The 16,269-nt window shown below is 64.3% G+C and carries 10 protein-coding genes; 8 read left to right on the top strand and 2 right to left on the bottom strand.

Annotated elements, in window-relative coordinates; genetic code table 11:
• Positions 1-13: 13 nt before the first annotated feature.
• Genes gnd through SE91_RS24965 form a run of 5 tightly spaced genes read left to right on the top strand, consistent with a single transcriptional unit; the run spans position 14 to position 4,676 of the window.
• Positions 14-1,012 (top strand): phosphogluconate dehydrogenase (NAD(+)-dependent, decarboxylating), encoded by a 999-nt coding sequence (gnd, locus tag SE91_RS24945; RefSeq protein ID WP_061849487.1) that lies wholly within the window; start codon positions 14-16, stop codon positions 1,010-1,012.
• A 27-nt stretch (positions 1,013-1,039) separates the two neighbouring features.
• Entirely contained in the window at positions 1,040-2,551 is a 1,512-nt protein-coding gene (gene zwf / locus SE91_RS24950) for a glucose-6-phosphate dehydrogenase (protein ID WP_061849488.1), read from the top strand.
• Positions 2,551-3,300, top strand: a complete 750-nt coding sequence (gene pgl / locus SE91_RS24955) for a 6-phosphogluconolactonase (protein WP_061851299.1) — start codon at positions 2,551-2,553, stop codon at positions 3,298-3,300. Before zwf ends, pgl begins: the two co-directional genes overlap by 1 nt.
• On the top strand, positions 3,287-3,817 hold the full coding sequence (locus tag SE91_RS24960) for a gluconokinase (protein WP_144441228.1): 531 nt from the start codon (positions 3,287-3,289) through the stop codon (positions 3,815-3,817). Before pgl ends, SE91_RS24960 begins: the two co-directional genes overlap by 14 nt.
• A gap of 46 nt (positions 3,818-3,863) precedes the next feature.
• Positions 3,864-4,676, top strand: coding sequence for a Cof-type HAD-IIB family hydrolase (locus SE91_RS24965; RefSeq protein WP_061849490.1), 813 nt, complete (start codon positions 3,864-3,866; stop codon positions 4,674-4,676).
• Between the two features lie 209 nt (positions 4,677-4,885).
• On the opposite strand, the gene SE91_RS24970 is transcribed toward SE91_RS24965, so the two are convergent.
• Both SE91_RS24970 and malQ read right to left on the bottom strand, forming a co-directional pair.
• Positions 4,886-6,688, bottom strand: coding sequence for a glycoside hydrolase family 15 protein (locus tag SE91_RS24970; RefSeq protein WP_061849491.1), 1,803 nt, complete (start codon positions 6,686-6,688; stop codon positions 4,886-4,888).
• Positions 6,689-6,718: 30 nt separating this feature from the next.
• Entirely contained in the window at positions 6,719-8,680 is a 1,962-nt protein-coding gene (gene malQ / locus SE91_RS24975) for a 4-alpha-glucanotransferase (protein ID WP_061849492.1), read from the bottom strand.
• Between the two features lie 204 nt (positions 8,681-8,884).
• Between malQ and SE91_RS24980 the strand changes: the two genes are divergently transcribed.
• From SE91_RS24980 to glgB, 3 genes are read left to right on the top strand one after another with little or no spacing between them, the layout of a single operon-like run.
• On the top strand, positions 8,885-10,831 hold the full coding sequence (locus SE91_RS24980; RefSeq protein WP_061849493.1) for a maltotransferase domain-containing protein: 1,947 nt from the start codon (positions 8,885-8,887) through the stop codon (positions 10,829-10,831).
• An 11-nt stretch (positions 10,832-10,842) separates the two neighbouring features.
• Positions 10,843-14,136: a maltose alpha-D-glucosyltransferase gene (treS, locus tag SE91_RS24985; protein WP_061849494.1), complete on the top strand. Its 3,294-nt coding sequence runs from the start codon at positions 10,843-10,845 to the stop codon at positions 14,134-14,136.
• A complete protein-coding gene (gene glgB / locus SE91_RS24990; protein WP_061849495.1) occupies positions 14,129-16,267 on the top strand; it encodes a 1,4-alpha-glucan branching protein GlgB in 2,139 nt (712 codons plus the stop codon). The genes treS and glgB overlap by 8 nt, the downstream gene beginning before the upstream one ends.
• Positions 16,268-16,269: the final 2 nt, after the last annotated feature.

A 16,269-nucleotide genomic window follows, 5' to 3' on the forward strand; every position in this document is an offset into this window, starting at 1 on the left:
GGGAATCTCTCACATGCAACTCGGCATGATCGGCCTCGGCCGGATGGGCGGCAACATCGTTCGCCGCCTGATGCGTCACGGACATTCGACCGTGGTCTATGACAAGGACCCCAAGGCCGTCGCCGGCCTTGCCGCAGACGGCGCCGTCGGCGCGGCGACGCTCGAAGAGTTCATCTCGACACTCGAGCGGCCGCGCACCGCCTGGGTGATGCTGCCGGCGGGGCGCATCACCGAGACCACGATCGAGACCATCGCGGGGGTGATGCAGGCAGGCGACGTCATCATCGACGGCGGCAACACCTTCTGGCAGGACGACGTCCGCCGCGGCAAGGCGTTGAAGGAGCGCGGCATTCATTACGTCGACGTCGGCACGTCAGGCGGCGTGTGGGGGCTCGAGCGCGGCTATTGCATGATGATCGGCGGCGAAAAGCAGGTGGTGGACCGGCTCGATCCGATCTTTGCGGCACTCGCGCCCGGCGCCGGCGACATTCCGCGCACCGAGGGACGCGAGGGCCGCGATCCCCGCATCGAGCAGGGCTACATCCATGCCGGCCCGGTCGGCGCCGGCCATTTCGTCAAGATGATCCATAACGGCATCGAATACGGCCTGATGCAGGCCTATGCCGAAGGTTTCGACATCCTCAAGAATGCGAACATCGACGCATTGCCCGCGGACCACCGTTACGATTTCGAACTCGCCGACATCGCCGAAGTGTGGCGGCGTGGCAGCGTGATCCCGTCCTGGCTGCTCGACCTCACCTCGACCGCGCTCGCCGACAGCCCGCAGCTCGCGGAATATTCCGGCTTCGTGGAGGATTCCGGCGAAGGGCGCTGGACCGTGAACGCGGCGATCGACGAGGCCGTGCCGGCCGAAGTGTTGACGGCCGCGCTCTACACACGTTTCCGTTCCCGCAAGGAACACACCTTTGCCGAGAAAATTCTCTCCGCGATGCGCGCGGGGTTCGGCGGCCACAAGGAGCCGAAGCAGCCAGGCGCTTCGAAACCGAAGTAAGCGTAACCAAGCGAAGGCAAATCGTTCGTGACAAAAGACCCGCAATCAAAGCGCAAGCCGGAAAATTGCGCCTTCGTCATTTTCGGTGTCACCGGGGATCTTACTCACCGCCTGGTGATGCCTTCGCTCTACAATCTGGCGGCCGAACACCTGTTGCCGGAAAAGTTCTGCGTCGTCGGCGTAGCGCGCAGGGGCCAGTCGGACGACGAGCTGCGCGACAGCCTGTTGAAGGGCCTGCGTCAGTTTGCGACCCGCCCCGTCGACGACGACATCGCCAGGAAGCTGCTGGAATGCGTCACCTTCGTCGAGGCCGACGCAAAGGATCCGCCCTCCTTTGATCGCCTGCGCAAGCATCTTGATTCGCTGGAATGCGCGCAGGACACCGGCGGCAACCGGCTGTTCTACCTGGCCACGCCGCCCGCCGCCTTCGCGCCGACCGCGCGCGAGCTCGGCCGCACCGGCATGATGAAGGAGAACCGCGCCTGGCGTCGTCTCGTGATCGAGAAACCGTTCGGCACCGATCTCGCCTCGGCGCGCGCGCTGAATGCCGAGCTGCTGAAGATCATGGAGGAGCACCAGATCTACCGGATCGATCATTATCTCGGCAAGGAAACGGTGCAGAACATCCTGGTGCTGCGCTTTGCCAACGGCATGTTCGAGCCGATCTGGAATCGCAACCACATCGATCACATCCAGATCACGGTTGAGGAGAAGCTCGGCGTCGGCCATCGCGGCGGCTTCTACGACGCTACCGGTGCGTTGCGCGACATGGTGCCGAACCACCTGTTCCAGCTGATGTCGCTGGTCGCGATGGAGCCGCCGGCGCGGTTCGACGCGCATTCGGTGCGCTCCGAGAAGGCCGATGTGCTCACCGCGATCCAGCGGCCAAGCCGGGAAGAGGCGCTGAGAAATTCGGTCCGGGCGCAGTATCTGGCAGGCCGTGTCGGCGACGAGGAGATCCCGGATTATCGCAAGACCGAAGAGGTCAAGCCCGGCAGCACGACCGAGACTTTCGTCGCACTCAAGCTGATGATCGACAACTGGCGCTGGGCCGGCGTTCCCTTTTATCTGCGCACCGGCAAGGCGCTCGGCCACAAGCGGACAGAAGTGGCGATCAAGTTCAAGCAGGCGCCGCTGTCGATGTTTTCGGGCACGGACATCGACCGCCTGTCGCAGAACTTCTTGACCATCGGCATCGCACCGACCGAGACGATCGAACTTCAGTTCAACGCAAAAATCCCGGGGCCGAGCATCACCATCGACGGCGTCGAGATGAAATTCAAGTACGGCGATTATTTCCGCGCTGATCCCTCGACCGGCTACGAAACGCTGATCTACGACTGCATGATCGGCGACAACATCCTGTTCCAGCGCGCCGACGGTATCGAGGCAGGCTGGCAGGCGGTGCAGCCGTTCCTGGACGCCTGGAAAGGCGCAGGCACCAACGGCGTCGAAACCTATGAAGCCGGCAGCGATGGGCCGGCCTGCGCCGACGAATTGCTTCGGCGGGACGGACGAAGCTGGCGGAAATACTCGTGATGACGGCCGCCGACCAGCCGAAGCTAATCGTCGCGGCGGATGTAGAGGCCCTGGCTCAGGCCGCGGCCGAACGGGTGATGGCGCGGATCGCCGCCAACTCCTCGCGCATCGCGATCTGCCTGACTGGCGGCTCCAGCCCGAAGAAGCTCTATCAACTGCTCGGCAGCGAGGCCTGGCGCGCGAAAATCCCGTGGGACCGCGTGCATTGGTTCATCGGCGACGAGCGCTTCGTCCCCGAAAGCGATCCCCTCAACAACATGGCGGTCGCGCGCGCGACCTTCCTCGATCGCGACGCACCTGCCGGCCATATCCACCCGATTCCGACGGCGGCCGACAATCCGGATGCCAGCGCCGAGGCCTATGCGCGCGAGCTGCAGGAGTTCTATGGCGCTGAAAGCCTCGATCCATCCCGGCCGCTATTCGATCTCGTCCTGATGGGCGCCGGTCCGGATGGCCACACCGCCTCGCTCTTCCCGGGCTATCCCGAGATCGAGGAGACCACGCGCTGGGTTGTCGGCGTCCCCAAGGCCAATGTCGCGCCGTTCGTACCGCGGGTCTCGCTCACTTTGCCCGTCCTGGCATCCTGCCGCGAAATGCTGTTCGAGATTTCCGGGCACGACAAGCAGCCGATCTTGACGCGCCTCCGCAATGGCGAGACTCTGCCGGCATCACGCGCGCGCTCGAATGGTGAGACCGTCTGGCTGGTCGACCAGGCCGCGCTTCCGGAGGGAATTCGTGGGCCGCGTTGAAGCACCTTGTGCATTGATCGTGATGGGCGTGTCGGGCTCGGGCAAGAGCACGATCGCCGAAGCGCTCGGCCAGCGCCTCGGCTGGCGCTTCGAGGACGGCGACAGCTTTCATCCCGCCAGCAATGTCGAGAAGATGCGGGCTGGCCAGCCGCTCACCGACGAGGACCGCTGGCCCTGGCTCAACGCCATCGCGGACGAGATCGCGCGGGTCTGCGACAAAGGCGAGCATGTCATCATCGCCTGCTCGGCGCTGAAACACGCCTATCGCGACGTGCTGCTGCGTGGACGCGACGACGTCCGCTTCGTCTTCCTGAAGGGCACGAAGGAACTCATCGCGGAGCGCCTCGCACACCGCAAAGGCCATTTCATGCCGCCCGGGCTGTTGAAGAGTCAGTTCGACACCCTGGAGCCGCCGGAGGCGGGGGAGCACGTCATCACCGTGTCGATCGACGAATCCGTCGAGGCGATCGTGGACGGCGTGGTGCGGCAGCTGAAGCTGAGCGGGGCGAAGCGCTGAGCAAGAAACTGAAATCTTCAAGAAAACTGAGCCTTGAGGTCCTGCCATGACGAAGATCTCGCTGGTTGTCTCCGACGTCGACGGCACGCTGCTGACCAAGGACAAGACACTGACGGAGCGCGCGAGGTCCGCCGTGCAGCGGTTGCATCAGGCCGGCATCGGCTTCACCATTACCTCCAGCCGCCCCGCGATCGGGATGCGCTTTTTGATCGAGCCGCTGGCGCTCTGGCTCCCGGTCGGTCCGTTCAACGGCTCCTCGATCGTCGATCCCGAGATGAGGGCGGTCGAGCAGCACCTGATCCCGGTGAGCGCGGCCGAGCGGTCCCTGCAAATCTTGCGCGAGTTCGGCGCCGACGTCTGGCTCTTCACCACCGACAAATGGCTGATCGACAACCCCGAGGGACAATACGTCGCGCATGAGCGGCACACGATCCGTTCCGATCCGACCATCGTGACGGACTTTTCGCCGTACCTTGCGAGTGCCTGCAAGATCGTCGGCGCCAGTGCCGATGCCGCGCGCCTGGAGGCTTGCGAGAAGGTCATGCAGGACGCGCTCGGCAGCGCGGCGACCGCAGTGCGCTCGCAGACCTATTATCTCGACATCACTCCGCCGGGCTTCAACAAGGGCACCTTCGTGCTGGCCATGGCCAAGCGCCTCGGCATTGCCACTGATGCAGTCGCCACCATCGGCGACATGCAGAACGACCTCGCGATGTTCCGCGTCAGCGGCATGTCGATCGCCATGGGCAATGCCGCCGACAACGTCAAGGACCAGGCGACGCATGTCACTGCAAGCAACGAGCAGGACGGCTTTGCCGAGGCGATGGAGATGATCTTGAAGCGGAATGGGGTGGGCTGAGCGATCGATTCCCTCCGCGTTGTGGGTAGAGCAATCGGATGTGAGCTTGGCGCGGTCTGAGCAAGCGCCTCGTCCTTCGAGACGACCGTTCGCGGTCTCCTCAGGGTGAGGCTAAGCGGCACCGGCGATCTCATCCTGAGGGTCCGCCAACGGCGGGCGTCTCGAAGGATGACCGCAGCACCTTCTCGCAGATGTAGTGATAGCCCTGGCTACTTCGACCGCTGCACTGCCGGCTTCTCGCTCTCCTGCCTTGCCGCGGAGAGATTGTGCGCGGTGTTGATCAGCGCGATATGGGTCAGCGCCTGCGGGAAGTTGCCCGTCTGGCGCCGCGCGACGGAATCATATTCCTCCGCCAATAGCCCGACATCGTTCGCAACGCTCACCACGCGATCGAGCAGGACTTGCGCTTTGTCGAGATCGCCGGCCAGCACATGGGCGTCGGCGAGCCAGAGCGTGCAGGCCAGGAATGCGCCTTCGAGCGGCGGCTGCCCGGCAGGCAGCTCGCGCGGATCGTGTCGCAGCACGAAGCCATCGCGCATCAGTCCTTTCTCGACGGCAGCGATGGTGCCCCGGATGCGCGGATCGTCAGGCGGCAGGAAGCCGACGGCCGGCAGCAGCAGTACGCTGGCATCGAGCAGCTTCGAGCCGTAGGACTCGACGAAGGCATTTTCCTCGGCGTCAAATCCCCGGTTGCAGACGTCGCGGTGGATGGCCTCGCGCAGCGCGCGCCAGTGCAACAGCGGCGCCTTCAAGCCAAACGTCTCTGCGCTCTTGATGCCGCGATCGAAGGCGACCCAAGTCATCACCTTGGAAAAGACGTAGTGCTTGGGCTGGCCGCGGCGCTCCCAGATGCCGTGGTCCGGGTGATCCCAGACCTCGGCGAGATGCTGGAGCACCGCGCATTCCAGCGCCCATGTCGCCTCATCATCGAGCTTGAGCTTGGCCATCCGCGACTGGTGGAAGGCGTCGATCAGTTCGCCATAGACGTCGAGCTGGAGCTGCGCGTGCGCGGCATTGCCGACGCGCACGGGCTTCGCGCCCTCATAGCCGTCTAGCCAACCCGCCTCCCATTCCAGCAGGCGGCGCTGGCCCCAGATGCCGTACATGATCTGCATGTTCGCAGGCGAGCCGGCGGCGGCGCGCAGCAGCCAATTGTGCCAGGCCAGGGCTTCCTCGGTGTAGCCCGAGTTCATCAGCGCCAGCAATGTGAAGGTAGCGTCGCGCAGCCAGCAGAAGCGATAGTCCCAGTTCCTGCTCCCGCCGAGCTTCTCGGGCAGCGACGTTGTCGGCGCCGCGACAATGCCGCCGGTCGGGGCAAAGGTCAGCGCCTTCAGCGTGATCAGCGAGCGCATCACGAGATCCTGATAGTCACCGTCGCGGGTGCAATGACCGCACCATTCCTGCCAGAATTTCTCGGTCTCTTGGAGGGCGACCTCATGGTCTATCGGAGCGGGTGGCTCGATATGCGAGGGGCCGTAGGTGAGCACGAAGGGTACGGTCTCGCCGGCACTCACCTCGAAGTCGGCAACCGTGGTCAGATCCTCGCCACGGGTCTCGACAGGCGTGCGCAGCACGGTCATGTCCTGGCCGGCTATCGCCATCAGCGAATGGTCGATCCGCCGCACCCAGGGGATATCGATACCGAAGCCGAAGCGGATGACGAGCTCCATCCGCATGTTGACCTTGCCGCTGACGCCGCGAACCAAGCGCACGATGTCGGACGCCTTGCCGCGCGGCGGCATGAAGTCGACCAGCGCTATGGTGCCGCTCTTCGTCTCGAAGCGGGTCTCGAGGATGAGGGTATTGCCGAGATAGCGGCGCGAGATGCGGATGACATCCTCGCGCGGCGCGATCAGCCAGCGGCCGTTCTTGGGGTTACCGAGGATCGCGGCAAAGCAGGCATCGGAATCGAAGGCCGGCCAGCACAGCCAGTCGATGGAGCCGTTGCGCCCGACAAGTGCAGCGGTCTCGCAGTCGCCGATCAGCGCATAGTCTTCGATCTTCTGCGACAATGCTTTGCCAGCCTGAAAAACCCCAGTCGATCAACTCCCGCCGTTCAACGAACGTTCCCGCGTCGCTGCTCGCAAGGCCGTGAGATCGACCTTCGAAGCGATCGCGTCGAGCGCAACAGGCAGTCGCTGGCGCCAGTTCGGATGCTCGTCGATCGTACCGGGAATATTGGGCTGGTCAATCACGCCGAGCAGATCCTCCATCGACACCGCGAGCAGCCGCGACGGCGTGCGCGAGAGGAAGGCGAGCACCGAATAAAGATCGTTGGCGGTGATGCCGTTCTGGCGCAGGATCTGGTCCAGCATGCCGAGCGCGTCCCACCGCGCTTGGTCGCTTTCTCCTGGATCGATCCCCAGCGAGCGCTTCATCTTCAAATCACCGAACGAGCGCCAGCCGGCATAGGTAGACAAATCGTGCGTGTTCAGCGTGACCAGCGCGTTGGGCCGATAATGGTCGACGCTACGGAAGCGGCCGGCCTCATCACGCTCGAACATCATGACGAGGTAAGACCAGATGCCGAAATCCTGCATGGTCTCGCGGAAACCTTCCGGCACGGTGCCGAGATCCTCGCCGATCACGATGCACTTATGCCTGGCGCTCTCGCTTGCCACCGCCGCCAGCAAGGCCTCGAACGGCATCTGCACATAGGCGCCGTTATCGGGCCTGAAGCCGCGCGGCACCAGATAGAGCCGCTTCAAGCCGAGCACGTGATCGAGCCTGATGGCACCGGCATGGCGCATCGACGCCGCGAGCATGTCGGCGAACGGCACGAAGGATTGAGCTTCCAGGCCGCCCGCGTTGAAGCCGGCGAGGCCCCAATCCTGGCCAACGGTGTTGAGCACGTCGGGCGGCGCGCCGACGGCGAGATGACGGGAGATCGCCATCTGCTCGTTCCAGGCATCGAAGCCGTTGGACTGTACGCCGACAGCGACGTCGAGATAGAGCCCGACCCGCATCCCGAGCTGGCCGGCCAGCTCCTTGGCGGCATGCAACTGGCTGTCGGCCGTCCATTGCACGAACTCGACGAACTCGACCTCGCGCTTGTCAGGGCCGTTGCGCAGCTCGGCGCATTTCGTGTCGTCGGGCCGCTGCCATTCGACCGGCCATTCCCACCACGGCGCGTTGAAGCGATGGCGCAGCACCTCGAAGCAGGCAAAGCGCGACAACAGCGGCGCGCGAGCGGCGCGGAAGGCGTCGAACTCGCGGCGGCGCGCCTCGCTCGCGCTCGTCACGAAACTGTTGAAGGCGGCGCGCAGGCCCAGCCATTTCAACGCCGCCATGTCCGTATAGGGTACGCAATCGCCCTCGCGCAGGCGCGCCGCGGTCGCGGCGCCATCCGGCACGAGGTCGGCGGAAAATTCCGGGATCGCCTCGACGTCGATATAGAGCGGGTTGAGAAACAGCCGGCTGTTCGGCGAATAGGGGCTGCAATCGGCCGGGTAATCGTCGAACAGCACATGCAACGGATTGAGGCCGACGCCGTCAGCCCCCAATTGCCCGGCGAGCCGGACCAGATCGGCGAGATCGGTGAAATCGCCGATGCCCCAATTGCGGTTGGAGCGGACGCTGTAGAGCTGCACGGCGAGCAGCCAGCCGCGATCGAAATCGCCGCCGAAGGCGCGTTCGGGCGCCACGATCATCGGCACGTCTTCGCTCACGCCTTCGGCATCGGTGAGCGTCAACCGGTGATAGCCGAGCGGCAGGCCGGCAGGCCAGGCGATCACGGGCTCGCGCGTCTCGCCTTGCGCGATCGATTTGCCGTTTGCGCTCAATGTCCATCGCAGCGGTGGCGCGCCGATGGCCGCCAATTCCGTGCGCGGATGCCCGAGGGCGCGCACCACGACCGGCCCCCCGACGAAGCGGTAGACCCGCTTTTCCGGCAGGGCATCCAGGATGGATTTGAGGGCCACGGGATCGGTGACCCGCAGCTTTCCCAAGGCATCGACGAATTCGGATTGAACGCCCTTGATCCGGGCTTGAGCTAAAAGATCCATTCGGCACGCAGCTTGCAGGCCACCCACTTGCCGGGGGCATCGATTTTCACGAGGCGGCGGAAGACGTTAGTCGGGCCTAACTCACCAACGGCGCCAGCCGTTCCCAAGGGAACTAATGACACAGAACCGGCTTTCTATATAGGTACCAAGCGTGGGTTCCCGCCAAGGGAAACGGGCTCCTGCTTTCTTGTCAATGGCATCACCGTGAACAAGACAATTCAAACTGTCGAAAGTGCCGCAGCCGGCAGCGCTTTCCTCATCGAGGACGTCTATCCCTTGATCGATGGCGGCCGCTTTGCCGTGAAGCGGATCGCGGGCGACCGGGTCGAGGTTTGGGCCGACATCTACCGCGACGGCGAGGCCGTGATCGGCGCCGCGCTGCTGTGGCGCCGGGAGCAGGACCGCGAATGGCAGCGAGAGCCGATGGCCCATCATGGCAATGACCGCTGGTCGGGGACATTCACGCCCATGGAGGCGGGCCAATATTTTTATGCGATCGAAGCCTGGACCGATGAATTCGCCACCTGGTCGCACGGCGTCGCGCGCAAGCAGCGCTCCGGCGCCGACGTCAGCCTCGATGCGATCGAAGGCGCCGGCCTCTTGACCAAGGCGCATGGCACGCAGCAAGACGCAGCAGCGATCATCATCAGGCAGTGCGAGGATTATCTTCAGAGCGGCGACGTCGGCCCCCTGCTCGCGACCGAGCTCGGGCAAGCCATGGCCGAGAGCCAACAGCGCCCCGACCTCACCCGCTCGCCCTTATTCCCGCTGATCGCCGATCGCGACAAGGCGCGCTTCGGCGCCTGGTACCAGATGATGCCGCGCAGCCAGAGCCGGATTCCCGGCCAGCACGGCACGCTGAGGGACTGCATCGCCCGCGTGCCCGACATCGCCGCGATGGGCTTCGATGTGCTCTATTTCACGCCGATCCATCCGATCGGCAAAACCCGCCGCAAGGGCCGCAACAATGCGCCGGTGGCCAGCGAAAGCGATCCCGGCTCGCCCTATGCGATCGGCACGGCGGACGGCGGGCACGATGCGCTGCATCCCGAGCTGGGCACGATCGAGGATTTCCGCGCGCTGGTCGCAACCTGTCTCGAATATGGCCTCGAACTGGCGCTCGACTTCGCCGTGCAATGCTCGCCGGACCATCCCTGGCTGACGCAGCACCCGGAATGGTTCAAATGGCGGCCGGATCGCTCGGTGCGGACGGCGGACGGGCCGTATTCCGACATCGTCATTCCCGATTTCAACTCCATCGACCGGGCCGGGCTGTGGAACGCGTTTCGCGATGCCATGCTGTTCTGGATCGACCATGGCGTGACCATCTTCGCCATCGACAATCACGACACCGCGCCGCTTCCATTCTGGGAGTGGCTGATCCGCGACATCCGCCGCCGACATCCGGAGGTGATCCTGTTCTCCAAGACTTTTGCGCGACCAAAACTGATGAAGGGCCTAGCCAAGCTCGGCTTTGCGCAGTCCTTCAGCTATTTCCCCTGGCGCACCGACAGGTGGGAGCTGGAGCAGTATCTCGGCGAGCTGACGCGCTATCCCGAACGCGAGTTCTATCGGCCGAACCTGTTCGTCAACACGGCCGACCTGCTGCCCTACCATCTCCAGGGTGGTGAAGAATGGATGTTCAAGTCGCGCCTCGCACTGGCCGCGACGCTGTCAGGGAATTACGGCATCTATGGCGGATTCGAGCTCCTGGAGCACGAGGCGGTCCCGGGGCGTGAGGAATATCTCGATTCCGAGAAGTACCAGATCAAGCAGCGCGACTGGGACAAGCCCGGCAACATCAAGCCGTACATCACCGCCCTCAATCGCATCCGCAGCGAAAATGCAGCACTTCAGCAGACGGCCAATCTGCGCTTCCTCGGGGCCGAGGACGGCGAGACCATCGCCTTCGTCAAGCACGCCGCCGATCCCGCCAACACGGTCATCGTCGTGATCGCGCTGTCGCGCCATGTGCGCGAATTCTGGCTGCCCCTCGGCGGCGTCACCGTTGACGCCGACGGGCGGCGACACCATGTGACCGCCCTCGAAAACCTTCTCACCGGCGAACAGTCCCGCATCGAATGGGGCGGGATCAGGTTGCGTATCGATCCCGCGCGCGATCCGGCGCTGCTGTTCCGCGCCCTGGCGTAAGGGGTCACGCCATGAATGTTCTGTCTTCCGTCGACACCAAGAAAGCCGAGGCTGCCGAGATCGTGGACGAGCTCTGGTACAAGGACGCCATCATCTACCAGCTCCACGTCAAGGCATTTGCCGACAGCAACAATGACGGCATCGGCGACTTTGCCGGCCTGACCGAGAAGCTGCCCTATCTCCAGGAGCTCGGCGTCACCGCGCTGTGGCTGCTGCCGTTCTACCCCTCGCCGGGCCGCGACGACGGCTACGACATCGGCGATTACGGCGCGGTCAATCCCGATTTCGGGACGATGAAGGACTTCAAGCGCTTCATCCAGGAGGCACAGAAGCGCGGCCTGCGCGTCATCACCGAGTTGGTGGTCAACCACACCTCGGACCAGCACAAATGGTTCAAGCGCGCGCGCCGCAGTCATCCGGGTTCGAGCGCCCGCAACTGGTACGTCTGGAGCGATACCGACCAGAAATACCAGGGCACGCGCATCATCTTCACCGACACGGAGAAGTCGAACTGGACCTGGGATCCCGAGGCCGGCGCCTTCTACTGGCACCGCTTCTTCTCGCACCAGCCGGATCTGAACTTCGACAATCCGCGCGTGGTGAGCGCCATCATCCAGGTGATGAAGCGCTGGCTGGATGCCGGCGTCGACGGCTTCCGTCTCGACGCCATTCCCTATCTGTGCGAGCGCGAAGGCACCTCGAACGAGAACCTGCCCGAGACGCATACGATCATCAAGCGGCTGCGCCAGGAGCTCGACGCCTATTCCAAGGGCAAGCTGCTGCTGGCCGAGGCCAATCAATGGCCGGAGGACGTGCAGGAATATTTCGGCCGTGGCGACGAGTGCCACATGGCCTATCATTTCCCGCTGATGCCGCGGATCTACATGGCGATCGCGCAGGAGGATCGCTTCCCGATCACCGACATCCTGCGCCAGACGCCGGACATTCCGGCGAGCTGCCAATGGGCGCTGTTCCTGCGCAACCATGACGAGCTCACGCTGGAGATGGTCACCGACGTCGAGCGCGACTATCTCTGGACCACCTACGCCAACGACCCCCGCGCGCGCATCAATGTCGGCATCCGCCGCCGCCTCGCGCCGCTGATGGACAACGACCGGCGCAAGATCGAGCTGATGAACTCGCTGCTGCTGTCATTTCCCGGCACGCCGATCATCTATTACGGCGACGAGATCGGGATGGGCGACAACATCTATCTCGGCGACCGCAACGGCGTGCGCACGCCGATGCAATGGAGCCCGGACCGCAACGGCGGCTTCTCGCGCTGCGATCCGGCCCGCCTCTATGCGCCGCTGATCATGGACCCCGTGTACGGCTACGAGTCGGTGAACGTGGAGGCGCAGTCGCGCAGCCTGTCCTCGCTGCTCAGCGCCACCAAGCGGCTGATCTCGGTGCGCAAATCGACGCTCGCCTTCGGCCGCGGCACCATGACCTTCATCCGCCCGGCCAACCGCGCCGTGCTGGCCTATGTCCGGCAATACCGCGACGAGGTGATCCTCTGCGTCGCGAATCTGTCGCGCGCCGCGCAGGCGACCGAGCTCGATCTGTCGCCATGGAAGGACCGCATCCCACAGGAAATGCTCGGCCGGACCCGTTTCCCGCCGATCGGCGAGCTGCCCTACATGATCACGCTGGGGCCGTATGGCTTCTACTGGTTCCAGCTGCAGGAGCGCGACAAGTCCGAGCCGGTGATCCCGCGTGCGGTGCCGGAATTCGAGACGCTGGTGGTGCCGGTGAATTCGGACTGGGTGTCGCTCGCCCGCGAGCGAGGTGTGTTCGAGCGCGACGTGCTGCCGGGATTCCTGTCGCGGACGCGATGGTATCCCGAGCACAATCCCAAGCACATCAAGACCGCGCTGACCTCGGCGGTGCCGTTCTGCGACATCGGCGACAACCGCCCCTGGATCGCATTCTTCGAGACCAGGCAGGGCGACCAGGCGACACGTTACGTGATGCCGCTGCAGATCGAGTGGGTGCGCTTCGATCGCGAACGCTTCAATCCGAAGGCGCTCGCCGCCGTGCGTCAGGGCGCGCGCGAAGGCACGCTGCTCGATGTCGCAACCGAGCAGATCTTCATCGGCCTGTTCCTGCGCAACTTGTCGCAGAACCTGGCGGTGGAGGAGAACAATCTGCGGCTGGAATTCAAGGCGACGAGCCGCTTCGCCGATTACCTCGTCAAGGAACCCCAACGCATCCGCGCGATCGAGCAGTCGAACAGCACCGCGCTGGTGGACAATCAGTACGTTGCCAAGATCTATCGTCGGCTCGAAAGCGGCATCAGTCCCGAGATCGAGATCGGCCACTATCTCACGGAAGTTGCCCGTTTTGCCAATACGCCGGCGCTGCTGGGCAGTGTCGAGCTGGTCGAGGGCGAGCAACGCAGCGCGCTCGGCGTGCTGCATGCCTATGTCGAGAACCAGGGCGACGGCTGGACGGTGACGACGGGCTATCTCGACCGCTATATCGACGAGCAACGCGTCTTGCCGGCGGGCGAAACGCTGCGCGAGACCCAGGAGCAGGCGCCATACCTGCACTTCATCGCGCAGATCGGCCGGCGGCTTGGCGAGCTGCATGTAGCGCTGGCCGCGGCAAAGCCGGACGATCTCGCGCCGGAGCCGATCGGAGCGGCATACGTCAGGCGCCTCGTGTCCGACCTCAAGGCGCGCGCCGAGCGGATTTTCGAGCGGCTGGCCGACATCCGCGACGGCCTGCGGGAGACGGACCGGACGCTGATCGATCAGCTCATGGACGCCCGCGCCACCTTGCCCGACCACCTGAATGCGCTATTGCCTTCCAGTATTGGTGGGTTGATCATCCGTCATCATGGCGACTTCCGGCTCGGGCAAACTCTGATTGTGAAGGATGACATCTTCATCATCGACTTCGACGGGAATCCGCATGTGCCGCTGGCCGACAAACGGCGCAAGGCGCCGGCCGCGCGCGACGTCGCCGGCCTGATCCACTCGATCGATGCTTCGGTCAATGCGGCGCTCCGTCGTGCACTCACCGGCGCACCCGACGAACAGGGCCGGCTCGGGGCCGCGCTCGACGAATGGCGCGAGCGCGCGACCTCGACCTTCCTGTCCGCCTATCGCGAAGCCATGACCGACCGGCAGCTGTGGCCGGACGATTCGCAATCCGCCGAAGGCCTGATGAGGTTCTTCCTGATCGATCAAGCGTTCAACGACGTAGAGTACGAGCTGTCCTACCGGCCTGAGGGGCTGCACGCGCCGCTGACCGGACTGCTTCGCATTCTGTCCAGTGCCGGGAGCGAAGCCAATGCCTAAATTGCCCGCCGAAGCCTACGCGATCATCGAGGGCCGCCACTCCGATCCCTTCCACTATCTCGGGCTGCATCCCGAGGGGGGCAAAAGCGTCGTGCGCGCTTTTCTCCCGGAAGCCACCAATGTCGAGGCGGTCGGCGAGCATGGCGAGGTCGCCCCGCTAGACCGGGTGCACGATTCCGGCCTGTTCATCGGGGCTCTGCCCAATGGCTCGAAGCATTATCAATTGCGCGCCAAATTCGGCGGCAACGTCGTCGAGTTCGAGGACGCCTACCGCTTTCCGCCGATCCTGACCGATTTCGATCTTTATTTGCTCGGCGAGGGCACCGATCAGCGCCTCTATGACAAGCTCGGGGCGCATCCGATGCGGCTCGAAGGTGTCGACGGCATCGCCTTCGTGGTGCTGGCGCCGAATGCGCGGCGCGTCTCCGTGGTCGGCGATTTCAATTTCTGGGACGGGCGACGCCATCCCATGCGGGTGCGCGGCAACGGCTATTGGGAGCTGTTCATCCCGCACGCAAAGGTCGGCGATCACTACAAGTTCGAGATCATCGGCCCGCACGGCCATCTGCTGCCGCTGAAATCTGATCCGATGGCCTTTGCGAGCGAGGTGCGGCCGAAGACCGCGTCGATCGTGCTCGACGAGGCGCGACTGCCGCGGCCGCGGCCGGCGCCGGACGGCATCAACGCGCTGTCCGCGCCGATGTCGATCTACGAGGTCCATCTCGGCTCGTGGCGACGCAAAAACGGCAATGAGTGGCTGACTTATCGCGAGCTGGCCGAGCAATTGCCGGCCTATGCCCGCGACATGGGCTTCACCCATCTCGAATTCCTGCCCGTGAGCGAGCATCCCTTCGATGGCTCCTGGGGCTATCAGCCGACCGGCCTCTATGCGCCGACCAGCCGCTTCGGAAGCCCCGAGGATTTTGCCGCGCTGGTCGATGCCTGCCATCGCGAGGGCATCGGCGTGCTGCTCGACTGGGTGCCCGGCCATTTCCCGGACGATCCGCATGGCCTTGGCCATTTCGACGGCACCGCGCTCTTCGAGCACGCCAACCCGCTGCAGGGCCGCCACCTCGACTGGGGCACGCTGATCTACAATTACGGTCGCACCGAGGTGACGAACTTCCTGGTGTCGAACGCGCTGTTCTGGCTCGAGCGCTACGCGATCGACGGGTTGCGCGTCGATGCGGTCGCGTCGATGCTCTACCTCGACTACAGCCGCCCGCCAGGCGCGTGGGTTCCGAACCAGTATGGCGGCCGCGAGAACATCGAGGCCATCAACTTCCTGCGTCGCTTCAACACCGAGCTTTTTGCCCGCTTCCCGCAAGCGACCACGGCCGCCGAGGAGTCCACCGCCTGGCCGCAGGTCTCCCGCCCGGTCGAGTTCGGCGGCCTCGGCTTCGGCTACAAGTGGAACATGGGCTGGATGCACGACACGCTGAACTACATCAGCAAGGATCCGATTCACCGCAAGCACCACCACGGCGACATCCTGTTCGGCCTGCACTACGCCTTCTCGGAAAATTTCATCCTGCCGCTCTCGCATGACGAGGTCGTGCACGGAAAGCGCTCGATCCTCGGCCGCATGCCCGGCGACGAGTGGCAACGTTTTGCGAACCTGCGTGCCTATTACAGCTTCATGTTCGGCCATCCCGGCAAGAAGCTGCTGTTCATGGGCGGCGAGATCGCGCAGAGCCGCGAATGGAATCACGACCAGTCGCTGGATTGGCACCTGCTCGAATACAAATACCACTCCGGCATCCAGGCGCTGATCCGCGATCTCAACCGGCTCTATCGTGCGGTGCCGGCGCTGCACCAGATGGATTGCGACCAGGCCGGCTTCGAATGGCTGATCACCGACGATGCCAATCGCAACGTGTTCGCCTGGCTGCGCAAGGGCTTCGACGAGCACGCGCGGTGCTTGGTGATCGTCAACTTCTCGCCGAACGTGTACCAGAACTATCGCGTTCGCGTGCCGATCGGCCTCAAGTGGAAGGAAGTGCTCAACTCGGATTCCGCCCATTATGGCGGCAGCAATGTCGGAAATATCGGCGAAGTCCACGCCGAGGGCGGTGAGCTTCGCCTCACCATTCCACCTCTTGCCGCGATCTTCCTCGTTCCGGAAAGTTGACC

Source organism: Bradyrhizobium sp. DOA1, from assembly GCF_001593325.1.
In the GTDB taxonomy this organism is placed as follows: Bacteria; Pseudomonadota; Alphaproteobacteria; order Rhizobiales; family Xanthobacteraceae; genus Bradyrhizobium.